This window comes from Streptomyces sp. NPDC057445 (assembly GCF_042802855.1).
GTDB lineage: Bacteria > Actinomycetota > Actinomycetes > Streptomycetales > Streptomycetaceae > Streptomyces.
Genome location: NZ_JBHVDH010000006.1, coordinates 1 through 22494 on the forward strand (window position 1 = coordinate 1; position 22494 = coordinate 22494).

The 22494-nt window shown below is 70.2% G+C and carries 19 protein-coding genes and 2 pseudogenes; 9 read left to right on the plus strand and 12 right to left on the minus strand.

Annotation, left to right across the window (positions count from 1 at the left end):
* From ACFU5O_RS15695 to ACFU5O_RS15705, 3 genes and pseudogenes are all read right to left on the minus strand, one after another.
* Positions 1-584: pseudogene (locus ACFU5O_RS15695) on the minus strand (hypothetical protein); the annotation flags it as partial.
* 263 nt (positions 585-847) lie between these two features.
* Positions 848-2698 (minus strand): hypothetical protein, encoded by a 1851-nt coding sequence (locus tag ACFU5O_RS15700; RefSeq protein ID WP_384240463.1) that lies wholly within the window; start codon positions 2696-2698, stop codon positions 848-850.
* Positions 2699-2915: 217 nt separating this feature from the next.
* Entirely contained in the window at positions 2916-3812 is an 897-nt protein-coding gene (locus ACFU5O_RS15705) for a glycoside hydrolase family 19 protein (RefSeq protein ID WP_384240465.1), read from the minus strand.
* A 154-nt stretch (positions 3813-3966) separates the two neighbouring features.
* Between ACFU5O_RS15705 and ACFU5O_RS15710 the strand changes: the two genes are divergently transcribed.
* On the plus strand, positions 3967-5826 hold the full coding sequence (locus ACFU5O_RS15710) for a serine/threonine-protein kinase (RefSeq protein WP_384240467.1): 1860 nt from the start codon (positions 3967-3969) through the stop codon (positions 5824-5826).
* Between the two features lie 97 nt (positions 5827-5923).
* Here the strand turns inward: ACFU5O_RS15710 and ACFU5O_RS15715 are convergent, their stop codons facing one another.
* Entirely contained in the window at positions 5924-6757 is an 834-nt protein-coding gene (locus ACFU5O_RS15715; protein ID WP_384240468.1) for an oxidoreductase, read from the minus strand.
* Between the two features lie 202 nt (positions 6758-6959).
* Between ACFU5O_RS15715 and ACFU5O_RS15720 the strand changes: the two genes are divergently transcribed.
* A complete protein-coding gene (locus ACFU5O_RS15720; RefSeq protein WP_384240470.1) occupies positions 6960-7532 on the plus strand; it encodes a TetR/AcrR family transcriptional regulator in 573 nt (190 codons plus the stop codon).
* A 194-nt stretch (positions 7533-7726) separates the two neighbouring features.
* On the opposite strand, the gene ACFU5O_RS15725 is transcribed toward ACFU5O_RS15720, so the two are convergent.
* Both ACFU5O_RS15725 and ACFU5O_RS15730 read right to left on the minus strand, forming a co-directional pair.
* A complete protein-coding gene (locus tag ACFU5O_RS15725; protein WP_384240472.1) occupies positions 7727-8107 on the minus strand; it encodes an ArsR/SmtB family transcription factor in 381 nt (126 codons plus the stop codon).
* A 198-nt stretch (positions 8108-8305) separates the two neighbouring features.
* Positions 8306-8680: a hypothetical protein gene (locus tag ACFU5O_RS15730; RefSeq protein ID WP_384240474.1), complete on the minus strand. Its 375-nt coding sequence runs from the start codon at positions 8678-8680 to the stop codon at positions 8306-8308.
* Positions 8681-8867: 187 nt separating this feature from the next.
* On the opposite strand from ACFU5O_RS15730, the gene ACFU5O_RS15735 reads away from it, so the two are divergent.
* The 5 genes from ACFU5O_RS15735 (at position 8868) to ACFU5O_RS15755 (ending at position 14324) form a co-directional block, all read left to right on the plus strand.
* Complete coding sequence (locus ACFU5O_RS15735) at positions 8868-9596, plus strand: response regulator transcription factor (RefSeq protein ID WP_384240476.1); 729 nt, start codon at positions 8868-8870, stop codon at positions 9594-9596.
* Positions 9583-11571, plus strand: a complete 1989-nt coding sequence (locus tag ACFU5O_RS15740) for a sensor histidine kinase (RefSeq protein ID WP_384240477.1) — start codon at positions 9583-9585, stop codon at positions 11569-11571. Before ACFU5O_RS15735 ends, ACFU5O_RS15740 begins: the two co-directional genes overlap by 14 nt.
* A gap of 148 nt (positions 11572-11719) precedes the next feature.
* A complete protein-coding gene (locus ACFU5O_RS15745; RefSeq protein WP_384240478.1) occupies positions 11720-12085 on the plus strand; it encodes a hypothetical protein in 366 nt (121 codons plus the stop codon).
* A 5-nt stretch (positions 12086-12090) separates the two neighbouring features.
* Positions 12091-12708, plus strand: coding sequence for a class F sortase (locus ACFU5O_RS15750; protein WP_384240480.1), 618 nt, complete (start codon positions 12091-12093; stop codon positions 12706-12708).
* An 86-nt stretch (positions 12709-12794) separates the two neighbouring features.
* The gene (locus tag ACFU5O_RS15755) at positions 12795-14324 is read left to right on the plus strand and encodes a substrate-binding domain-containing protein (RefSeq protein ID WP_384240482.1); all 1530 of its coding nucleotides are present in this window, start codon (positions 12795-12797) and stop codon (positions 14322-14324) included.
* Positions 14325-14613: 289 nt separating this feature from the next.
* Here the strand turns inward: ACFU5O_RS15755 and ACFU5O_RS15760 are convergent, their stop codons facing one another.
* Positions 14614-15897 (minus strand): adenylosuccinate synthase, encoded by a 1284-nt coding sequence (locus ACFU5O_RS15760; RefSeq protein WP_384240484.1) that lies wholly within the window; start codon positions 15895-15897, stop codon positions 14614-14616.
* Positions 15898-16039: 142 nt separating this feature from the next.
* On the opposite strand from ACFU5O_RS15760, the gene ACFU5O_RS15765 reads away from it, so the two are divergent.
* Complete coding sequence (locus ACFU5O_RS15765) at positions 16040-16849, plus strand: diacylglycerol kinase (RefSeq protein WP_384240486.1); 810 nt, start codon at positions 16040-16042, stop codon at positions 16847-16849.
* Positions 16850-17333: 484 nt separating this feature from the next.
* Here ACFU5O_RS15765 and ACFU5O_RS15770 read toward each other — a convergent pair whose 3' ends face one another.
* A complete protein-coding gene (locus tag ACFU5O_RS15770; RefSeq protein WP_384240487.1) occupies positions 17334-17660 on the minus strand; it encodes a deoxyxylulose-5-phosphate synthase in 327 nt (108 codons plus the stop codon).
* Positions 17661-17747: 87 nt separating this feature from the next.
* A complete protein-coding gene (locus ACFU5O_RS15775) occupies positions 17748-18971 on the minus strand; it encodes a cytochrome P450 (RefSeq protein WP_384240489.1) in 1224 nt (407 codons plus the stop codon).
* Between the two features lie 35 nt (positions 18972-19006).
* Between ACFU5O_RS15775 and ACFU5O_RS15780 the strand changes: the two are divergent.
* Positions 19007-19472 (plus strand): annotated as a pseudogene (locus ACFU5O_RS15780) (universal stress protein).
* A 58-nt stretch (positions 19473-19530) separates the two neighbouring features.
* Here the strand turns inward: ACFU5O_RS15780 and ACFU5O_RS15785 are convergent.
* The 3 genes from ACFU5O_RS15785 to ACFU5O_RS15795 form a co-directional block, all read right to left on the minus strand.
* Positions 19531-20190 (minus strand): response regulator, encoded by a 660-nt coding sequence (locus ACFU5O_RS15785; protein WP_384240491.1) that lies wholly within the window; start codon positions 20188-20190, stop codon positions 19531-19533.
* Complete coding sequence (locus ACFU5O_RS15790) at positions 20187-21521, minus strand: sensor histidine kinase (RefSeq protein WP_384240492.1); 1335 nt, start codon at positions 21519-21521, stop codon at positions 20187-20189. The genes ACFU5O_RS15785 and ACFU5O_RS15790 overlap by 4 nt, the downstream gene beginning before the upstream one ends.
* 93 nt (positions 21522-21614) lie before the next feature.
* Complete coding sequence (locus ACFU5O_RS15795) at positions 21615-22454, minus strand: NAD(P)H-binding protein (protein WP_384240494.1); 840 nt, start codon at positions 22452-22454, stop codon at positions 21615-21617.
* Positions 22455-22494 lie beyond the last annotated feature (40 nt).

The window sequence follows — 22494 nt, forward strand, 5'->3', positions numbered from 1 at the left end:
CCCTTGTCGTGGTCCCCGTAGCCCTTGTCCTTGGACTCCTTGCCCTCATCCCCCTTGGACGCAGAGCCCTTCTCCTTACCCTCATCACCCTTGGAGACGGATCCCTTGTCCTTGCCCCCGTCACCCTTGGACGCGGAACCCTTGTCCTTCCCCCCGTCACCCTTGGGCCCGGAATCCTTCTCCTTGCCCTGATCGCCTTCCTGAACGGCACTGTTCGCGCCCGCCTCGGCAAGAGTGCCCGGGTTACCCGGGTTACCGGGGCCACCCGAGCCCTGGGGGTAACCGACGCTCTCGGGGCTACCGGGGTTACCGGCGTGCGCGGCCCAGTAGTCGCCGTCCTGACTTTCGACATCCACACCTTCGCCGACCGGGGCCGGTGCGGCCTTCACCCTGACCTTGCCGTCGTCCTTGACCGCGGACGCGGACTGCGCCTCAGCCTTCCCGACGTCCGTGACAGCCACGATCGTCGTGGTGCCGACCATGGTGACGAAGCCGGCCGCGGCGAGAACGGCCATCTTCCAGTGACGACTCAACGCCGCGGTCATCGGACGGTGCGGGGTGCCTGTTCCCTGTGATCCAGACATCCAGGTTGCTCTCTTTCTGTATGACAAGCCGTCACGCCCCTTACTGGAAGAGGCGAAAGCATGCCATATGGAATCACAGGAAAAGCCGTAAATAGGACAATACATGTGGAGTGGGAGTGTCGGCTCGCCCCATGCCCGTCACGCCAGGCCGCACGGCTTCTGCTGCCACATGCCGTACGTGCGCCCGCCCCCGGCTGTGTGCCGGGGGCGGGCGCTGAGGGACGGCCATGCGCGGCCTGTAGGAGCTGATCTCTGAGGGAGGGTCAGCCGAAGCAGTTGGGGACGGGCTGGGCGCTTCCGTCGCAGTTGGTGGGGACGTTGTCGATGATGCGGATCTTGCCGTTGGTGTTGACCGTGCCGTTGTTCTGGATGCCGCCGGCCGGCTCGTCGGAGAGGTTCTCCGTCACCTTGACGTCGGTGAGGGTGAGGGTGCTGCCTTCCGACACGAAGATGCCGCCGCCCTTGGCCTCGTTGTCGGGAGCCTGGTTGTCACTGACCTTCGAGTCGCGGATGGCGACCTCGTCGCCCTCACCCACATCGATGTTGACGCCGCCGCCGTTGCCATCGTTGGCGGTGTTCTCCGTGATCTTGCTGTCTTCGATCACAGCGGGTTCATCGAGGTTGAGGCCTCCGCCGGTCCCCGCGGTGTTGCCCTTGATGGTGCTGTTGCGTACGTAGAGCGAGCCGTCGTCGGTTTGGATACCGCCGCCCCGGGAGAGCGCGAAGTTGTCGACGATGCCGCTCTTCTCGACCTCCAGTACGCCGTCGTTGTGGATGCCGCCGCCGCTGTCGGCGTGGTTGTTGCTGATCACGCTCTTGCTGATCCTCGCGGTGGCGTCTTCATCGTTGAAGATCGCGGCGAAGCCGTCGTCAGCATCGGCGGTGTTGCCGGTGATCTTGGTTCCGGTGATCTCCAGACTGCCGCTTTCGTTGTAGATGGCGGCACCGTCCTCGCCTGCGTTCCTGCTGAGGGTGCTGTCACGGATGGCGGTGATGCCTTCATTGAGGATGCCACCGGCGACGTCGCTCTCGAGGTTGTCGACCGTGTTGTTGGTGACCGTGACATGGTCGAGGTCGAGCCGCCCCGCCGAGTTCACGTTGATCGCGCCACCCTCCTGGCCCACGGCCGCCTTGCCGCGGGTGAGGGTGAGGTCACTGAGCTTCAGGTCGCCGCCGACACCGACCTCGAAGAGACGGAACTGGTCCGCGTTGGCCGCGCGGGCGATGGTCGCACCGTTGCCGTGGATCGTGATCGGCTGAATGATCCGGGGCAGACCGTTGCCGTCCTGATTGGCCGTCAGAGTGTACGTGCAGTCCTCCGCCAGAAGCAGGACCCCGCCCCTGCCGTCGTTGGCCTCCGTGATCGCCTGGATCAGATCGTTCGGATCACACTCCACGAACGTCTTCTTGTCGTAGCCGTGGTCCCCGTGGTGACGGTCCCGGTCGCCGTACTTCTTCCCCTTGTCGTGGTCCCCGTAGCCCTTGTCCTTGGACTCCTTGCCCTCATCCCCCTTGGACGCAGAGCCCTTCTCCTTACCCTCATCACCCTTGGACGCGGAACCCTTGTCCTTCCCCCCGTCACCCTTGGACGCGGAACCCTTGTCCTTCCCCCCGTCACCCTTGGGCCCGGAATCCTTCTCCTTGCCCTGATCGCCTTCCTGAACGGCACCGTTCGCGCCCGCGTCGGCAAGAGTGCCCGGGTTACCCGGGTTACCGGGGCCACCCGAGCCCTGGGGGTAACCGACGCTCTCGGGGCTACCGGGGTTACCGGGGCCACCCGGGCCCTGCGGGTTACCGACGCTCTCGGGGTTACCGGGGCTACCGGGGCTACCGGGGTTGCCGGCGCGTTCGGCCCAGTAGTCGCCGTCCTGACTGCCGGTATCCACGCCCTCGCCGACCGGGGCCGGTGCGGCCTTCACCCTGACCTTGCCGTCGTCCTTGACCGCGGACGCGGGCTGCGCCTCAGCCTTCCCGACGTCCGTGACAGCCACGATCGTCGTGGTGCCGACCATGGTGACGAAGCCGGCCGCGGCGAGAACGGCCATCTTCCAGTGACGACTCAACGCCGCGGTCATCGGACGGTGCGGGGTGCCTGTTCCCTGTGATCCAGACATCCGGGTTGCTCTCTTTCTGTGTGACAAGCCGTCACGCCCCTTACCTGGAAGGAGCGAAAGTGAGCCACATAGAACCACAGGAAAGTCGTAAATAAGACAATATGAGAGCTATGGGTGTGTCGGCGGCCCGGGCTCATCCCCCCGCCCCGGCGGGGCATCGTCGGACGCAGTGGGGCGGGCGGCCCCGGCCGCCCGCCCCACACGTTCCCCGCGGCAATCAGCAGTACAGGTTGCCGCCCGTCGGCACACCCAGGATCTGGGTGAAACGCCGGTAGTTGTCCACCCGGCTCTGGACCTGCGCCGGGTTCTTGCCGTCGCACTCCAGGGAGCCGTTGATGGAGCGGATGGTCTGGCCGAATCCCGCCTGGTTGACCATCGCGTTGTGACCGGTCATCGTGCCGGGACCGTTCTGGGTGTTCCAGTACCAGAGGCCGGTCTTCCAGGCGACGGCCGATTCCCGCTCCACACGCCACGGGTTGTTCAGCAGGTCGATGCCGAGCGCGTCACCCGCGGCCTTGTAGTTGAAGTTCCAGCTGAGCTGGATCGGGCCACGGCCGTAGTAGGCGGCCTGGCCGGCCGGACAGCCGTAGGGCTGGCTACGGTCGCAGTAGTGGGGGTAGTTGGCGGTGTTCTGCTCGACGATGTGGACCAAGCCGCCCGTCTCGTGCGAGACGTTCGCCAGGAATGCCGCGGCCTCCTGCTTCTTGACCGTGTCACTGCCGGTGTTCGCGAACGCCGGGTACGCACTGAGTGCCGCGGTCAGGCCGCTGTAGGTGTAGAACGAATTCCGGCTCGGGAACATCTGGTTGAACTGCGCCTCGCTGACGACGAATCCGGAGGGGCTCGGACCGGGGCCGGGATCGCCGCCCCCACCGTCGCCGCACGTGCCCTGGTCGGCCCAGACGCCCCACTCACCGGTGGTGCCGGGCGTCTCGCCCTGGGTCCACCACTTGGCCTGCCAGTTGTGCCCGCCGTGGGCGGCGACCATCCCGCCGGTGTACACGGAAGAGGAGTTCCAGGGGGCCGCGCATGCGGCCGCGGCCGCGGCAGTGGCCGTGACGGGGAGCAGAACCACGAGTCCGAGGACCGCGACAAAGGCGGCGAGCAAGGTCATGATGCGTTTCGACAACGTTATCGGCCTTTCCCTGTGGGGGGATTGTGCGGATCGAGGACAGTGCAGCGGCAATGGTCTGTACCTGTCAAGGTCTAGACCAGAACTGTCTCAGAAGCAGGGCCGCCCGTCGTCGGCCGTGTGCGAGGATCCCGGCGTGGATCCGCTGACGCCCGAAGACCCGCGCCGTGTCGGTCCGTTCCGGCTGCTCGGCCGGCTCGGCACCGGCGGGATGGGCCGTGTGTTCCTCGCCCGGTCCGAGGGCGGTCGTACGGTCGCGGTGAAGGTCGTGCACGGGGAACTGGCCGCACAGCGGGAGTTCCGGCTGCGGTTCGCCCGCGAAGTCGCCGCACTGGAACGGGTCGGGGGCGCCGGGACCGCGCCCGTCGTCGACTCCGACACCGCCGCCGACACACCGTGGGTGGCGGTCGCGTACGTACCCGGTCCCGCGCTGCGGACCGTCGTGGACGACCAAGGGCCGCTGCCCGCACACTCGGTGCGCACACTTGCCGCCGGCCTGGGGCGGGCCCTGGAGCACATTCACGCCGCGGGACTCGTCCACCGTGATCTCAAGCCGTCCAACATCCTGCTGGCGGTCGAGGGGCCCCGGATCATCGACTTCGGAATCGCGCGAGCCGTGGACACCGTCACGGACGGCGGGCTGACCAGCACGGGCGCGGTGGTCGGTTCACCCGGCTTCATGTCACCGGAGCAGGTACGGGGCGAGAAGATCACCCCGGCGTCGGACATCTTCTGCGTCGGTGCGGTCCTCGCGTACGCGGCCACGGGACGGCAGCCGTTCGGCGCGTCCGAGAGCGGTGTGCACGCGGTCATGTTCCGCATCGCACACGACGAGCCCGATCTGGAAGGTCTGCCGGAGGAACTCGGGCCGCTCGTACGGTCCTGCCTGGACAAGGACCCGGCCCGGCGCCCCTCCGCCGCGGAGCTGTCCCGGACGGCGGGGGCGGAGGGGGACGACGCGTGGCTGCCGCCCGCGCTGCTGGCGCGGCTCGGTGCGCAGGCGGCCCGGCTGCTGGACGCGGACACACCGGTGCCGGGCGAGGCGGCGCCCGCACCCGTCGGCGGGCCGAGGGCGGCGCGGCGCCGGTGGAGTACCGTCCTCGCCGCCGCGTGTGCGGTGGCGGTGTTCGCGGGAGCGGGCGTCGCGGCCGTGAAGTTCTGGCCGGACCGGGCGCCCGAGACCTACGAGGAGTCCGCCGGTACGGACAGCGGTGGCGACAAGGGCGGCGGCAACGGCGGTGGCGACGAGGGCGGCGACGTACCCGACGTCTTCATCGGCGCCTGGGAGGGCGTGTACGAGGGCACCGACGACAGCCCCAGGTCGACCGGCCGCATCGAGATCAGCCAGGGACGCAAGGGCCGCAAGACGGCGGTGTACGTCCAGGTCACCGGCGAGCGGCTGTGCATGGGCCGATCGGTGCTCGTATCGGCGGACGAGGACAGGATCGTCTTCGGTGAGAGCGATGTGACCACGAGCGTCCCGGCCAAGCAGTGCCTGCCCGCCGCCCACCAGACCCTCACCATGCGCTCGCGGGACGTCATGGAGTGGACGTCCGGCGCCGTGTCCGCGTCGTTCCGCAGGACGAGGACCGGTCCGCAGGCCGTCCCCACCGGGTTCGTGGGCACGTGGAAGCAGCGCTTCGACGAGATCTCGGCCGGCGACCAGGCCGAGTTGTGGGACAACACCGTCACCGTCACACAGGGCCCGGTCGGGGCACCCCTTGTCCGCATCCACGAATCGCGTCCGGAGACCGACGACACGACCGGGCGTCCGACCGGCGACACCGTCAACTGTTCCTACACGGCCGTGCTGGGCGGCGTGGGCAACATGCTGATCACCGGGCCGCCGACGCTCGACATCAGCGCCTCCACCGACGGGTGTTCACCCCCCGGCGCCTCGCAGAGCCTGCGCGTCGACCGCTTCGAGGGCAAGGAGCGGCTGCTGATGTACGGGATGAGCGCGGACGGGGAGCCCGGGGAGTACTTCCGCAACTAGTTCCGGTCCCCTGGCCGGTCGAGCGGCGTGCCGGTCGCAGCACCAGGGCCTCTCGTTTGGATCTTGCCCGGGCTGATGCTGATCCGAACGAAGGACCCTAGCTCGTCAGGCTGCCCATCGCGCGCCCGATGAACGCGTCGAAGGCCCGGTCCGGAAGCACGCGGCGGGTCAGGATCAGCGGCTTGGCACCCATGCCCACGGCATACCGGGTCTTCGGGCGGCGGCTGGTGGCGGCCCTGCTGATCGCGCGGGCGACGACCGACGGAGGTGACGAGCGCCGGGCGCCGCTCTCCGACTCGAGCGCCGTGGCCATGGACTCGACCTGCGCCGCGTAGGCGCTGTCCCTGGAGACCTTGCGGAGCTTGTCGGCCGCGATACCGCTCCATTCGGTGCGGATGGCTCCCGGTTCGACGATGACCACGTCGATGCCGAAAGGCCTGACCTCGAGGCGCAGAGAGTCGCTGAAGCCTTCGAGGGCGAACTTGGTGCCGTGGTACCAGGCCCCCAGCGGCGTGTAGATCTTGCCGCCCATCGAGGAGATGTTGATGATGCGACCGCTGCGCCGGGCACGCATATGCGGGAGGACGAGCTGGCTCAGCCGGGCCACCCCGAACACGTTCACCTCGAACTGGTAGCGGGCCTCGTCGAGCGGTACGTCCTCGACCGCGCCGTAGGAGCCGTACCCGGCGTTGTTGACCAGGACGTCGATCCGGCCGGTCTCGGCGACGATCCGGTCCACGCCGGCCCGCATCGAGGCTTCGTCGGTGACGTCCATGGAGATCGTACGGATCCCCCGCTCGGCCAGATGAGACATGCGGTCGACGCGCCGAGCGGCACCGTAGACGGTGAAGCCGCGTGCGCTCAGTTCCAGAGCGGCGGCTTCGCCGATACCGGAGGAGGCACCGGTGATCAGAGCGACCTTGCTTGACATGACTGTGTCCTTCGTGGGTCGAGAGCGAAGATGAACCATGGCTCACAATCATCATGAGCGGTGGTTCATGTTTGTGCAAGCCGAGCGCGCACGATCGTGAACTAGAATTCACCTTCGCCGCAGATGCCGCGCCGTGTCGCGCCGTGTCGCGCCGTGTCCCGCTGTGTCCCGCCGTGTCGTGTCGTGTCGTGTTGGAGGACCGATGGCCCATCCCCGCCCGCTCCGCGCGGACGCCGTCCGCAACCGGACGAAGATCCTGGCCGCCGCGCGCGAGCAGATCACCCTGCACGGGCCCGACGTACCGATGGACACCATCGCCGACGCCGCGGGCGTGGCCGTGGGCACCCTGTACCGGCACTTCCCCACCAAGACGGACCTGGTCGGCGCGGTCATCGCCGAGCACAGCGAGATCATCACCGCCGAGATCGAGGCCGCAGCCGCACGGGTCGAGGGCGGCGCGAAGGCGATGGAGGAGATCACCACCCTGGTCTTCCGTACCGTCGAGGCCGCCGCCCGGGACCGCAGCGTGAAGGCGGCTGCCCAGACCCTGGGCGCCGCCCACTACACCGAGGTGCAGGAAGAGCGGTTCACGGGCGCGATGGACCGGATCATCGCCGCCGCCGTGGCCGACGGGGACCTTCACCCCGATGTCACCGTGGACGACTTCCTGATGCTGATCCTCACCGCACCCACCGATCAGGAACCCGCCGTGCGCGCGCGCTGGCTCACCCTCTTCCTCGCCGGCTTCACCGTCCAGGGCCGCGGCCAGGGCTAGGGTCTCTCGTTCGGATCAGGCCGGATCGGTGAGCGGGGTCCGGCTGCGTGCATCGCAAGGCGGAAGAAGAAGCCCACACGGTGGGGCACCTCCCAGCGGTGGCCGGGGGACGTCGGCGACCGACGACAACGCAGCGAGGTGCGGCGCGGGAGCACGCGAGCCCGGCAAGATCCGAACGAGAAGGCCCTGGGCCCTCATGAGGACCCTCGGGCGACCTCCCTGGGCCTGGCGGGCCGGTCGAGAGGGACGTCCGCCTGGCGGAGCTCGGCCAGCAGTTCGCTCTGGCCCGCGAGCAGTTCGGTGAGGATCCGGCGTGCCGCGCGGAGGAGTTCCGCGACATCGCCGCCGGCGAGGGCATAACTGACGGTGGCGCCGTCCCGGATGGACACCACGATTCCGGAGCGGCGCAGCACCGCCAGCTGCTGGGAGAGGCTGGAGGGTTCGATCTCGATCTCGTTCAGCAGATCGCGTACGGGTACGGGGCCGCTCTGGAGGAGTTCCAGAACCCGTATGCGCACCGGGTGCCCGAGCATACGGAAGAACTCGGCCTTGGCCTGGTAGAGCGGGACCTGCATCGCGAAATCACTCCTGCCGCGTTCGACGGCCTCTTTCCGGTGCGGCGGCCGCGGCCGGGCCACCGCGGGCGGTGTCGTACGGACCATCCTCCAGCCTCCCGGCCCCGCACACTCAGGGGATTGACCTGATCTGGATGTGGCGACTTGAAGATACTTTCAATTCACGGGTGTGCGGAGGCCCGGGAGAAATGGCCGTAACTAGACCTCCAGCTCGGCCTCGATGCGCTTGAGCTGATGGCGGGCCATCGCCAGGTTGGAGTTCCCCTTGTCGAGCACGAGGTAGATGAACAGGCCGTTGCCGCCGCGCCCCTTGAGCAGCCGGATGAGGTGGTACTGGGCGCCGAGCGTGATCAGCACGTCCTCGATCTCGTCGTTGAGGCCGAGGTGCTCCATGGTGCGGACCTTGGCACGGATCACGTCGGTGTTCCCCGCCGCGGCCACCGCCAGATCGAGGTCCTTGCCCCCGCCCAGGGTGCCCAGCGCCATGCCGCTGGTGTAGTCGACCAGGGCAACTCCCAGGCTGCCCTCGATCGTTGTCATCGTCTCCTTGAGGGAGATCTCCACATTCGCCATACCGGTCTCTGCTCCTGTCACAGCGCTTGCTCGGGCACTCCTGCCCGTACCGTCACGACGAAGCTACGCACTGTGTGCAGCACATGGGTGAGAACTGTGGTTACTGGCCGAAGACTTACGGTGGGCGATGTAACATCCGCCCGCCGTACGCCGACGGCAGCACCCCGCTTCCGCCTACGATCGCCGGGTGTGCGCACATGTGATGATCGCGGAGGACGACGAGAAGCAGGCCGAGGTGGTCCGGCGCTATCTGGAGCGCGAGGGGCACGCGGTGACGGTCGTCGGGGACGGCCTCACCGCCCTGGACGAGGTCCGGCGGCGGACGCCCGACCTGCTCGTGCTCGACGTGATGATGCCCCGGGCCGACGGCCTGGACGTCGTACGGGTGCTGAGGGCCGAGGACCGGGACGTGCCGGTGCTGCTGCTGACGGCCCGCAGCACCGAGGACGACCTCCTGCTCGGCCTCGATCTCGGCGCCGACGACTACATGACCAAGCCGTACAGCCCGCGCGAGCTGATGGCCCGGGTCCGTACGCTGCTGCGCCGCACCCGGCGGACGGGCAGAGCCGGCTCCCCGGACACCGGCTCCGCGCTACGTGTGGGCACGCTCGCCGTGGATCCGGACCGGCACGAGGTGACGGTCGACGGTGAGCGGGTCGTGTGCACGCCCGGGGAGTTCGGCGTCCTCGCCGCCATGGCCGCGGAGCCCGACCGTGTCTTCACCCGGCAGCGGCTGCTGGCGGAACTGCACGGCTTCGACCGCTACGTCAGCGAACGCACGGTGGACATGCACATCATGAACCTGCGGAAGAAGATCGAGCCCGCGCCCCGGAAGCCGGTCAGACTGCTCACCGTCTTCGGGGTCGGCTACAAACTGACGGACCCTGCGAAGGCCTCCCACCGTGCGTCTTCGTGAACGGCGAAAGCGAACGCGGACTCCGGCGGACGGGCCGGAGCGGCTGCCCCTGCGCAAGAGCCTGCTCGGACGGCTGCTGGCCGTGTCGGCCCTGGTGGCGGCGTGCTCGGTGGCAGCGACCGCATGGCTCGTGGTGCGCACCACCACCGTCGCGATCGAACAGGAGCAGGGCCAGAACCTCAGCGACGACGCACGGATCTACCAGGCCCTGCTGGGTTACGCGGCCACTCACCCCCGGTGGGACGGCGTCGAGAAGACCGTCCGCGACCAGGCACGACGATCGGGCCGCCGGATCACGGTCACCACTCAGCAGCGGCAGGTGATAGCGGACTCCGCGACCGGGCCGAGTCCGGGGGACCTCCCGAACGTGGCATCGGCGGTCGTCGACCCGCTTTCCGCCTCCCCCTCGGGCGGGACAGCCGTGTTCACCGCGTCCAACGGGACCGGGCCCACGACGGGGTCCTCGGCGGCGTCCATCGATCCCCGTGCCGTCGGGCCGTTCCGGCTGCCCGGGAAGGAACGCGCTCGTTTGCGGAGCGCGGCCGAAGAGGTCATGAAGTGTCTGAGCTCGTGGGGACTGGCCGCGGACATCGCGGAAAGCCCCAGCGGACGCCCGCGCATCCAGCCCGTGGGCAGCGGGAACGGAAGCGGCTCCTACAACACAGAGGAGACCACGCGCTGCGGGAGCGGCGATCTCGACCAGCCGACCGACACCGAGATCAGGGCACTCACCACGCTCAACGAACTGGTCAACGCGTGTCTGGACCGCCAGAGCGTCCCCGCCGTCAAACTCGGGCTGGACCTCTCGTGGAAGAGTGGCCCCGCTCCGGCCCCGCAGGAGGCCAAGCGGGGGGTCAAGGTCCCGGCGGAGCAGGCCGACCGCACCATCGCGGACTGCGTGAACGCGGCCCGCCGGGAACAGCTCGCCCCCCATGTCGCCCCACCCGCGCTGCTGTTCATCGGTGGGCCGCCCGTCACCAGCGTCCCCGGATTCGATGTCTCTCCCGCCGGGACGGCCCGTATCGCGGGGGTCGCGGCCCTCGTCCTCGCCCTCACCGTCGGCGCCTCCGTGCTGGCCGGCACCCGGCTGGTGCGACCGCTGCACGCGCTCACGGACGCCGCGCGGCGGATGCGGGACGACACGGACCGGGCACCGGTGCCGGTCCCGGTCAGGGCGGACAACGAGATCGGAGCGCTGGCTGCCGCCTTCAACGACATGGCCGCACACCGGGCGCGGCTCGAGGAACAGCGCAAAGTGATGGTGAGCGATGTCGCCCACGAGTTGCGCAGCCCCTTGAGCACGATCCGCAGCTGGCTGGAGGCCGCACAGGACGGTCTCGCCGAGCCCGACCCGGCCTTCGTCTCCTCGCTGCTGGAGGAGGCCGTGCAACTGCAGCACATCGTCGACGATCTCCAGGACCTCGCGCAGGCCGACGCGGGCGCACTGCGTCTGCGTCCCGAACCGGTCCGGATCGAGGACGTGCTCGACCAGGCCGCGGCCGCCCATCGGGGCGTCGCCGAGACCTCAGGTGTGTCGCTCACGGTCACGACGTCCGGCCCTCCCGCCCCGCTGCTGACGGCCGACCCGGTCCGGCTGCGGCAGGCGGTCGGCAATCTCGTCTCCAACGCGGTCCGCCACACTCCGTCCGGCGGCAGTGTCACCCTGCGGGCGTACGGCTCGGGCGGGGCGACGGTGGTGGTGGACGTGGCCGACACGGGCACTGGCATAGCGACCGGCGATCTTCCGTATGTCTTCGACCGGTTCTGGCGGGCCGAGAAGTCCCGCAGCCGCCGCACCGGCGGCAGCGGTCTGGGCCTCGCGATCGTCCGCAAGCTCGCCGAAGCCCACGGCGGCACCGCCGAGGTGGAGAGCACGGAGGGCAAGGGTTCGGTCTTCACCCTCCGGATTCCGGCCGCCGGTCCGGCTCCAGGGGCCGCACAGATCCGACGCGACGACCACAACGATCCGGTCTGACGCGATGAGCACACCGATCCGGTCCGACGCGATGAGCACACCGATCCGGTCTGACGCGATGAGCACAACGATCTGACAGCTTCCCCACAACTCCGCGCGACGCTGTGGGCACCACACAGCCCCACGTCCGAACGGAGCCACCACCGTCATGCCTCACCGCAAGTTCCTGCGTACCGCCGTCCTCGCCTCCGCCCTGGCCGGCGCCGTGCTCGTCCCGTCCACCGCCGCCTTCGCCGACGCGTCGCCCTCGCCCGCACCCGCGCCCGCCGAGTGCTCCGACGCCAAGGTCACCTCCGACGCCATGAAGAAGAAGTGCGCGGAGGCGGCCAAGTCCTCTGAGCAGAAGAAGGGGTCGCTGCCGCGGGGTGGCGTCGCCGCGGGCGAGCGGCCCGTGACCGCTTCGGACAGCGGCACCACCGCCCTCGTCGGCACCGCCGCCGGGTTCGTCCTCCTCGCGGGGGCCGGAACGTTCGTCGTCCGCCGCCGCTCCGCAGCCACCCACCGGGGCGTCTGACCCCGATGCCCTCTGCGGACCTCCCGGCAGTGCGGCGGCGGATCACCGTCGCCGCACTGTCGGTGCTCCTTCTGACAGGCTGCTCGGCCACGGCCCATGACGGCCCGGCGCCCGCGCCGGCACGGCCCTCGGCACCCGGAACTCCCGCCGCCGGCGGCAGCCCGTCCGAGCAGCAGAAGCCAACGGCTCCCGTTCAAGTGGCCATCCCCTCCCTGGGGGTGGACAGCTCCCTCATGCCGCTCGGCCTCAACTCCGACGGCACCGTCGAGGTCCCTCCGGCCGACCAGGGCATGACCGCAGGCTGGTACACCGGCGGCGCGGTTCCGGGGGAGCCCGGGGCAGCCGTGATCATCGGTCACAACGACACCCGCTTCGGCAGAGCGGTCTTCCACGACCTCAGGAAGCTCGCCAGAGGTGCGGACATCGCGGTACGCAACACACGCGGCGAGACGGTCCACTTCACCGTGACCGCCGTCGAGACGGTGAGCAAGAAGTCGTTTCCCACCGAGCGCGTCTACGGCGCGACCGGCGACCGCGTGCTCCGCCTGATCACGTGCGACGGCGCGTTCGACGCCGAGGGCCACCCGGTGGACAACCTCATCGTGCACGCCACGGTGCGCTGACGCCTTCTGAACGCAGGGCGAACATCAGCCGACAGAGCCCACCGGTGGCTCCCAACTCCTCCTGTACGTCCGTACGGTGACGGTTCGTGGAATGGGTGAGCCCTGAGAACGTCGTGGCCGTGGGTACCGCATTGCTCGGTGTCCTCGCATCCGCCGCCGTGCTCTGGTACGAGCGCCGCGTGCCGAGCAGGAAGCGCATCGGCTACCGCATCCAGCTGGACACCCCCATCGGCAACAACGTACGCAACGGGCGGCCCAACATCCGGCTCGGGCTGTTCAACGACACACCCGACATGTCCGATGCCACGCTCGTGCTCCTGCGTATCGAGAACGACGGCTCCCAGAGCATCGGCGACACCGACTACACGGGCCGCGAGCTGCACGGGCTCACGGCCGACTTCACCGACCGCTTCGTCAGGGGTCTCGCCGTCACCCACCCCTCCGGCGCGGACCACCTCGTGGAGCACTTCACCACGGCAGCTGGACTGCGGTTCGTCGGCAACACCATCTACATTCCCCGCGTCCCGCTGAACCGCGGCGAGCACTTCAAGCTGCTGGTGCTGCTCTCGGGCGGGCCCGTGGGCTGCGAGGTCCGGATCACGGGCGGCATCCGGGACGGCGAGGTGATGCCCAACCGGGCCGTACTCCCCGACGACAAGCCCCCGCTCTTCGGCCGGGCGGCCCGCAACATCACGGTGCTGCTGAGCGCGTGCGTGGTCGCGCTCGCGTCGATCATCGTCGTACGGGACGACACAAGGCCGCCGATCGGCTGTGCCCAGGGCGAGCTGACCGTCACCGGCTCGACGGCCTTCGCACCGGTCGTACGGGAGCTGGCGAAGAAGTACGAGAAGGACTGCGAGGGCTCGAGGGTCGTCGTGGACGCGCACGGAAGCGCCGCCGGGATACGGGAGCTCGCAGGCAAGGGCGAGAAGTCCGCCCAGGGCTCCCCCGCGGTCATCGCGCTCTCCGACGGGCCCAAGCCGGGAGGCTTCCCGCAACTGCGCGAGAACCGGGTCGCCGTCTCGGCCTTCGCCCTGGTCGTCAACGACAAGGTGCCGGTGACGAACCTCTCCCTCAGTGACATCCGCAGGATCTACCGCGGCGAGATCAAGGACTGGAAGCAGCTCGGCGCCAAGTCGAACCTGCGCGTCCTGCTGGTCAGCCGCGATGCCAACTCCGGCACCCGGGAGGTCTTCCAGCGACGTGTCCTCGGCCGCAACGAGCCGGCCAACTCCTCCCGCGACTGTGTGACCAAGGACGATCGCGAGTCGGAGGTCGTCCGCTGCGAACTCGACAGCACGGAACAGGTCCTGGCCAGCGTGGCGAAGCTCCCCGGAGCCCTCGGCTACAGCGAACTGCGCGGCGGCGCGGGTCTGAAGGGCGCACACCGGCTCGACATCGACGGGGAGCCCCCGTCGGTCGAGACGATCGGCGCGAGCGCGTATCCCTACCGGGAGATCGAGTACGCGTACACCTACGGCCAGCCGCCCGCCGACTCGCTCGCGTCGAGCTTCCTCGGCTATATGAGCCGGGGCAGCGGTCAGGATGTCATCCGCACACACGGCCATCTGCCGTGCGCGACCCCGAAGGGTCTGCGGATCTGCGGCGAGGACTGAGCCGCGGTGGCGGAGCGAACCGCACGACGCGAGCGGCCTGACGCGAGCGGCCTGACGCGAGCGGCCTGACGCGAGCGGCCTGACGCGAGCGGCCTGACGCGAGCGGCCTGACGCGTGACGACGCGAGCCACCTGACAACGCGAGCGGCCTGCGGGAACGGTGTCCCGCAGGCCGCCTCGTGCGCCGTGCCGGCTCTCCCAGGGCTTCTCGTCCGGATCCTGCCGGGCGCGCGTGCCCCGGCGCCGCACCTCGCTCACCGATCCGGCCTGACTGATCCGAACGGAAGACCCTAGAGGAAGGAGTTGATCTCGATCGTCTCGGTACGGCCCGGGCCGACGCCGATCGCCGAGATCGGCGCGCCGGACATCTCCTCCAGCGCCTTCACATACGCCTGCGCGTTCTTCGGCAGATCCGAGAAGGTCTTCGCCTTGGTGATGTCCTCCGACCAGCCCGGCAGGTACTCGTACACCGGCTTCGCGTGGTGGAAGTCGGTCTGCGAGTACGGCAGCTCCTCGACGCGCTTGCCGTCGATCTCGTACGCGACACAGACCGGGATCTGCTCCCAGCCGGTCAGCACGTCCAGCTTGGTGAGGAAGAAGTCGGTCAGGCCGTTGACGCGGGTCGCGTAGCGGGCGATGACCGCGTCGAACCAGCCGCAGCGGCGGTCACGGCCGGTGGTGACACCGCGCTCGCCGCCGATCCGGCGCAGCGCCTCGCCGTCCTCGTCGAAGAGCTCGGTCGGGAACGGGCCGGCGCCGACACGGGTGGTGTACGCCTTGAGGATGCCGATGACCCGGCTGATCTTCGTCGGCCCCACGCCGGCGCCGGTGCAGGCGCCGCCCGCGGTCGGGTTCGAGGAGGTGACGAAGGGATACGTGCCGTGGTCGACGTCGAGGAGGGTGCCCTGGCCGCCCTCGAAGAGGACGACCTTGCCCTCGTCGATGGCGTCGTTCAGGATCAGCGTGGTGTCGGCGACGAACGGCCGGATCTGCTCCGCGTACTGGAGCATCTCCTCCACGATCTTGTCGGCCTCGATCGCGCGGCGGTTGAAGACCTTGGCGAGGAGCTGGTTCTTCTGCTCCAGCGCGGCCTCGACCTTCTGCGCCAGGATCGACTCGTCGTAGAGGTCCTGGACCCGGATGCCGACGCGGTTGATCTTGTCCGCGTACGTCGGGCCGATGCCGCGGCCCGTGGTGCCGATCTTGCGCTTGCCGAGGAACCGTTCCGTCACCTTGTCGAGGGTGACGTTGTACGGGGTGATCAGATGGGCGTTACCGCTGATCAGGAGCTTGGACGTGTCGACGCCACGCTCGTTCAGCCCGCTCAGCTCGGAGAGCAGGACGGCCGGGTCGACGACGACTCCGTTGCCGATGACCGGGGTGCACCCCGGCGAGAGGATTCCGGAAGGGAGGAGGTGGAGCGCATACTTCTGGTCGCCGACCACGACCGTGTGGCCGGCATTGTTGCCGCCCTGGTAACGCACCACATAATCCACGGATCCACCGAGGAGGTCGGTGGCCTTTCCCTTGCCCTCGTCACCCCACTGAGCACCGAGCAGCACAAGTGCGGGCACAGGCGTACACCCCTTCCGGGCGGGGCATGTCCAAGGTCAGGGGGCCTGAGCCGCCAACCGGTGTGCCCCGGAATAGACGAAGCCCCTGGCGCAATAGCGCAAGGGGCTCTTGCACAAAGATGCTACCCGAGGAAGGACCGAGGTGTCGGCTCACGACCAGCTCCTGGTGGTCATCGACCCGGTCGCCCGCCGGATTGACGGCGAGTCCGTTCGGATCGTGAAGGATGTGTTGTGTGCCGGGGCAGCAGCGAAAATCTGCCTGCCGGACGGTCCTGAAGAATTTTCCCGGGCGCTGGCCCGGAGGGGCTCACGACGGCCTGTCGTGGTCGGTGACGACCGTGCGCTGCTGCGCGCCGTCGCCGCACTGCACCGGGGACGCGAGCTGGCGGACGGGGCGCTGTCGCTGGTGCCGGTCGGCTCCGGCACCGCGGTGGAGCTTGCGCGCTCGCTCGGGGTGCCGACGGACGCGGTGGCGGCGGCGAGGGCCGTGCTGGACGGGGCGGCCAGGTCGCTCGACCTGCTGGTGGACGACAGCGACGGGGTGGTGCTGGGTCATGTGCGCATCCCGGCCACGGCCGGGCCTCCCTCGCTCCCGCAGACGGCATCGGTCTGGCACACCTGCCGCTCCCTGGTCCGCACCCTCGTCCGCCCTGCGCCGACGGTCACCGGGGCCCGCACCCACCGGCTGCGCGTCGAGGCCGACGGCGTCCGCCTCAGCGACCTGGACGATCCGGTCGAGGACGTCCGGGTCCGCGCGGGCGACGGCACCGCCGAAGTGACCATCCACCGCCGCGCCGGCGAGGAGACCCTGCACACCCTGGCCGAGACGGTGACGGTCTCAGGGCCGGACTTCCGCTACCGCGCGGACGCCCACATCACGGGTCCGGTGCGGCACCGGACCTGGACGCTGCGCCAGAAGGCGTGGTCGCTGACGCTGCCGTCCGTTCCGTAGCGGAGGCCGCACCGCGGTGGCCGAACGGCGCTCGGCCCCGCCAGCCGACACCGCGGGGAATCAGTCGTCCAGGAGGACCGGCATGGCCGCCCGGCGCCGCCTGGCCCGCAGCCGGGCCTCCTCGAGCTGCCCGGGCTCGTACCGCCGGTAGCCGCTGACCGGATCCACCCAGGCGGGACCAGCACTCCCGGGCCGTCGCAGGACTTCGGGGCGCTCACGCCCGGGCCGCCGCCCCGGGCCCTTTCCCCGATGCTGCGCATCCCGCTCTCCACGCCGGGGACCCCGGGACCTCCACCGGGTCGAGGGTCGGTCGCGGCCGTCCGAGCCGTCCTCAGGACGCGCCGAAGCGCTGTTCGCGGTGCTCGCGCTGACGACCTGATCTCAGCCCCCGCGAACGCGTGGCGTCCCACCTGCAGCGGAGTGGGGCGCCGCGTTGTGGCCGGCGCCGGAAGGCCACGGACGGGCGCGTCGAGGCCGCTGCCGCTCAGGCGTACAGGTCCGGTCGTACCAGCGCGCCCGCGATCGGCTCCCCGCGGCGTCGGGCATACGCCATGCGCTCGCGCACCTCCCGCAAGGTCCTCGGCCGAAAGCCGGGCCCGCATCCACAGCACCGCTGGTGGAACCGCACCCCCGCGTTCAGCAGCACAGCCACCACCCGCCATGCCTCGCGGTCCCGCCGCGGTGGCGCCTCGAACGCGTCCCCGGCATGGATCATCGGCCGCGCGCAGCGCGGGCACACCCGCTCGCGCCGTCCCCCGAGCTTGAAGGAGGAGCGGCAGGGCAGGCAGACGTACGCGCTCCGGTGCGGCATGCGACCCACCGTAGGAAACCCACCGGACCACTCGCCACCGAGATCTGCGGGCCCGGCCGCCGTGCCCGGCGTCCTGGGCGCCGCCCGTCACAGTTCGACGAGCAGCTCCCGCACCCCCCGGATCACGAAGCCCGGCTTCCACCGCGGCTGCGCGGCGAGCCGCATCGTCGGCGCCTCCCGTAGCAGCTCGCCGAAGGACGCGGCCAGTTCGATCCGGGCCAGCGGGGCGCCGAGGCAGTAGTGGATGCCCGCGCCGAAGCTGACGTGGGGGTTGTCCGGGCGGGAGAGGTCCAGGGTGTCGGGGCGGTCGAAGCGGGCGGGGTCGCGATTGGCGGAGCCGAAGAGCAGGGCGAGCTCGGAGCCGCGGGGGACGAGGGTGCCGTCGATCTCGATGTCCTCGAGGACCCAGCGCTCGAAGAGCTGGAGCGGGGTGTCGTAGCGCATCAGTTCCTCCACAGCTGTGGACAGCAGGGAGTGGTCGGCGCGCACGGCGGCCAGTTGCCCGGGGTGGCGGAAGAGCGTCCACCAGCCGTTCGCGGTCGTGTTGACGGTCGCCTCATGACCCGCGTTCAGCAGCAGCACACAGGTGGAGATCATCTCCTGCTCGCTGAGCCGGTCGCCCTCGTCGTACGCGGCGATCAGCGCGGAGATCAGGTCCTCGCCCGGCGCCTTGCGCCGCTGCGCGATCAGCTCGCGCAGATACGCCGAGAACTCGAGCGAGGCACGGACGGCACGCGCCGCCGTCTCCTCCGACGGGTTCAGCTCGTACATCCCGCAGATGTCCGCCGACCAGGGCCGCAGGGGCCCCCGTTCCGCTTCGGGAATCCCCAGCATCTCCGCGATGACGGCGACCGGCAGCGGCTCTGCGACCTCCGCGAGGAGATCGCCCCCGCCCGCCTTCACCAGCTTCCCCACCAGCTCCGCCGCCAGCCGTCGCACGGTCGGCTCCAGCGCCTGCACGGTCCTCGGTGTGAACGCCTTGGTCACCAGCCGCCTGATCCGCGTGTGGTCCGGGGCCTCCAGGTCCAGCAGCCCGTTGTCGTTGAGCGTGTGGAAGGGTTCGTGCGCGGCCGGCGGGGGCGTACGCCCGAACTCCTCGTGGGTGAAGCGGTGCAGATAGGTACGGCCCAGGCGCCGGTCCCGCAGCAGGGCCGACACATCGGCGTGGTGCGGCACGAGCCACTGGCGGGTCGGCTCGAACCAGTGCACCCGGCCGCGTGCGCGAAGTTCCGCGTACGCGGGGTAGGGGTCGGCGGCGAAGGCCGGCGACCAGGGCGCGAAGGGTACGGAGGGGGCGGAGGCTGCGTCCATGTACGGACGCTACCCGCCGGTGAGGCCGGACGGCAGTGGGGTGCCCCGCCTGGTTCGATGGGGCCCATACCGCCGCGGACGACGAGATCACGCTGGTGCACGTCAGCGAGCCGGACGTCGCCGGTGTCGCCCACGGCGCGTTCGCCGGGCTGCTCGGCCGCGGTCGCCGCGAGCACGACCCCGGCATCCGCATGGAAGCCTCGGTACGGAGTCCACGGCGCGGCTTCTCGACGCGGCGGCCCAGCGGCTCGGCCGGCCCTGCATCCGGCTGGAACGCACGGCCGGGCAGAACGGGAGGTCGTGGCCGCCGCGGCGGAGGCCGACCTGCTCGTCGTCGCCCGTGACGGCGACCTCAGCCATCCGGGGCCGCGAAGTCTGGGCCCTGCGGCCCGGTTCGTGGTCGACCACGCCCCCTGCCAGGTCCTGCTGGTGTGGCCCGAGTCCGCACCCGGACTCGGAACCATGCCGCCGCCCCCGTCCCCGCCCCCGCCGCCGCACTGACTCAGGACGCCCGATGCGAACGGCACACCGGCGTCCCGGCGCAGCCGTGCACCAGGCGTCAGGACGGCGTGACCAGCCTCGCCTCGTACGCGAACACCGCCGCCTGCGTCCGGTCCCGCAGGCCCAGCTTCACCAGAATCCGGCTCACATGGGTCTTGATCGTGGACTCGGCGACGACGAGATGCGAGGCGATCTCCGCGTTCGACAGGCCCTGCGCGATCAGCACGAGAACCTCGGTCTCGCGTTCCGTCAGGTCGCCGATCTGAGCCAGTGCCGGGGGCCGGGGGGCCGTGGCGATACGGGAGAACTCGGTGATCAGGCGGCGGGTGACCGTCGGCGCGAGCAGCGCCTCGCCCGCGGCGACGATCCGCACTCCGTCCGCGAGCTGGCGCGCCGACGCGTCCTTGAGGAGAAAGCCGGAGGCTCCTGCGCGCAGCGCCTGGTACACGTACTCGTCGAGGTCGAAGGTCGTCAGGACCAGTACCTTCGCGTCGGCGTCCGCCGCGACGATCTCGCGGGTCGCCTCGATGCCGTTGAGTTCGGGCATCCGGATGTCCATCAGCACGACGTCCGGGCGCAACGCGTTGACCTGCGCGACCGCCTCGCGGCCGTTGACCGCCTCGCCGATCACCTCGATGCCGGACATCGCGTTCAGCAGGACGGAGAAGCCCTCACGGACCATCGCCTGGTCGTCGACGATCAGCACACGGATGGTCATGCCGTCTCGTCCTTCGCGACGGGGAGGAACGCGGCGATCTCGTAGCCGCCGTCCTCCGTGGACCCGGCGGTCATCTCGCCGTTCAGCATCGCGACCCGCTCCCGCATGCCGGTGATGCCATGGCCCGCGCCTTGCGAAGGCTTCACGAGTCCCCGCGCCGGGCCGTTGACGATCCGCAGACCGAGGCCGCCCAGGACGTACGACACCTCGACCTTGGCGGGCGCGCCGGGTGCGTGACGCAGCGCGTTGCTCAACGCCTCCTGGATGATCCGGTAGGCCGAGAGCTCGACACCCTGCGGCAGTTCGCGCACCGCGCCGGTGATCGCGAGATCCACCTCCAGTCCCGCGTCGCGGACGTTGCGCAGCAGCCCGTCCAGGTCCGCGAGCGTCGGCTGCGGCGCGTCCGGGGCCTCGTAGTCCTCCGCCCGTACGACTCCGAGGACGCGGCGCAGCTCGGTCAGCGCGGCCACCGCGTTCTCACGGATCGTCACGAAGGCCTGCTCGAGCTCGGGCGGCGGGTTCTCGACCCGGTACGGTGCCGCCTCCGCCTGGATCGCGACCACCGACATGTGGTGGGCGACCACGTCGTGCAGTTCGCGGGCGATGGTGGTCCGCTCCTCCAGCAGCGTGCGCCGGTCGCGCTCGACGGCGGTGACGCTCTGCTGGACGGCGACCTCCCGCTCCGCCTCGCGGCGCACCTGGGCGAGGGCGACCACGAGCAGCACCATGGCCGAGACGAACATCATCGGGAAGGTGTTGCTGAAGGACTCGGGTCCTACGAAGACCTCGCCGAACAGCCCGAACGCCCCCGTCATCAGCCACATCCAGAGGGCGGTGCGCGGCCGGGTCCGCGCCGCCACGACGGTCAGGACGGCGAGGTGCGCGGCGAAGGAGGCCGGCGGCCACGGCCAATCGCCGTCCCATGCACCGCCGATGAGCGAGACGAACGGGGTGGAGGCCAGCGAGGCCCAGAACGCCAGCACCGGCCGGACCAGCGTCATCAGCACCACGGTCGCCGGGATCGCCCCGACGAGCACTGCCGCCGGCCCGTACACGGAGGACGAGGCGGTGACCCCCGTGAGCAGCACCATCAGGGCTCCGCCGGCGACGATCGCGTGCGGGGTCCATGCCGCGGCCCGGCGTATCCGGCCCGGCAGCCGCCGGGTCACCGGACCGTCGGTCGCCCTCGGCGCCAGCGGGCGGTAGGCGAAGGCGTCCTGGAAGAGCTCCTGGCGCAGACCGCTGAGCGCGCCCATGGCCAGGCGGAACTCGGGGCTGCGGCTCGCCGCGTCGGTGCGCTTCACGCGCTGCGTGGTCTGCGTATCGGTCACATCGACAAGGTACGGGGGCGGACGGACGCGGTCGTCACCTGCGAAGCGGATCCTTCCGCGTCCGTCCCAGGTACTACAGGGGACGACCTGCGATCACCCCCGGAACGCGTCCGCGTGCTCGGCCGCCCAGCGGGCGAAGGTACGCGCCGGGCGGCCGGTGACCTTCTCGACGGTGCCGGAGACCGTGCGGCCCTCTGGCGGGGTGTTCCCGTACACATGGATCAGAAAGTCGATCGCGTCCTGCGGCAGGCCCGCCGCACGCCACCTCTCGACGGCCTGCCCGGGGGTGAGCTCCACCAGTGCGACGGCCTTGCCGCGGGCGGCGGCGAGCGCGTCCACCTTGTCCTGGAGGGTGAGCACCTCGGGGCCGGTGATCGGGTACGACTTCCGGCCGTGGCCGTGCTCGCAGAGGGCGACGGCCGCCACCGCGCCGATGTCGGCCTCGTGGACCATCGCGCTCAGCCGTTCCGTGAACGGCTCGTGCACCGCGTCGCCGGTACGGACCGACTCGGCCCACTCCAGTGCGTTCGCCATGAACTCGACCGGCATCAGCACGGTCCAGTCGAGGTCACTGGCCTCCACCGCGCCCTGGAGCGGGGTCCGCTCGCCGCCGTGCAGCACCGTGACCCGGCGGACGCCCGCCGTGCGGGCGAGCTCGACGATCCGCGGGCCGGTCTCCAGCGGTGCCATGTACTCCCCGCCGAAGGTGATCAGATGCAGACCGGTGACACCCTCGAGGGCGGGGATCAGGCTCTCGGGTTCGGTGAGGTCCCCCTGGACGACCTCGACTCCTTCCGGTAGGGACGCCTTCGCCCTGGCCGTGTCACGGGTGAGGGCACGGACGGTGCTGCCGCGGGCGAGGAGTTCGGCGACGACCTGGCGGCCGACGGTTCCGGTGGCACCCGTGACAAGGACCTTGTGTGTGTTCGTCATGGGGAGAACGTAGAAAGCCTTGAGGTCAGGTTCTGTCCGC

Coding starts and splice junctions, on each gene's coding strand:
- ACFU5O_RS15700 (WP_384240463.1), bottom strand. CDS start 2,698: ATGTCTGGATCACAGGGAACAGGCACCCCGCACCGTCCGATGACCGCG.
- ACFU5O_RS15705 (WP_384240465.1), bottom strand. CDS start 3,812: ATGACCTTGCTCGCCGCCTTTGTCGCGGTCCTCGGACTCGTGGTTCTG.
- ACFU5O_RS15715 (WP_384240468.1), bottom strand. CDS start 6,757: ATGTCAAGCAAGGTCGCTCTGATCACCGGTGCCTCCTCCGGTATCGGC.
- ACFU5O_RS15720 (WP_384240470.1), top strand. CDS start 6,960: ATGGCCCATCCCCGCCCGCTCCGCGCGGACGCCGTCCGCAACCGGACG.
- ACFU5O_RS15725 (WP_384240472.1), bottom strand. CDS start 8,107: ATGCAGGTCCCGCTCTACCAGGCCAAGGCCGAGTTCTTCCGTATGCTC.
- ACFU5O_RS15730 (WP_384240474.1), bottom strand. CDS start 8,680: ATGGCGAATGTGGAGATCTCCCTCAAGGAGACGATGACAACGATCGAG.
- ACFU5O_RS15745 (WP_384240478.1), top strand. CDS start 11,720: ATGCCTCACCGCAAGTTCCTGCGTACCGCCGTCCTCGCCTCCGCCCTG.
- ACFU5O_RS15750 (WP_384240480.1), top strand. CDS start 12,091: ATGCCCTCTGCGGACCTCCCGGCAGTGCGGCGGCGGATCACCGTCGCC.
- ACFU5O_RS15770 (WP_384240487.1), bottom strand. CDS start 17,660: ATGCCGCACCGGAGCGCGTACGTCTGCCTGCCCTGCCGCTCCTCCTTC.
- ACFU5O_RS15775 (WP_384240489.1), bottom strand. CDS start 18,971: ATGGACGCAGCCTCCGCCCCCTCCGTACCCTTCGCGCCCTGGTCGCCG.
- ACFU5O_RS15785 (WP_384240491.1), bottom strand. CDS start 20,190: ATGACCATCCGTGTGCTGATCGTCGACGACCAGGCGATGGTCCGTGAG.
- ACFU5O_RS15795 (WP_384240494.1), bottom strand. CDS start 22,454: ATGACGAACACACACAAGGTCCTTGTCACGGGTGCCACCGGAACCGTC.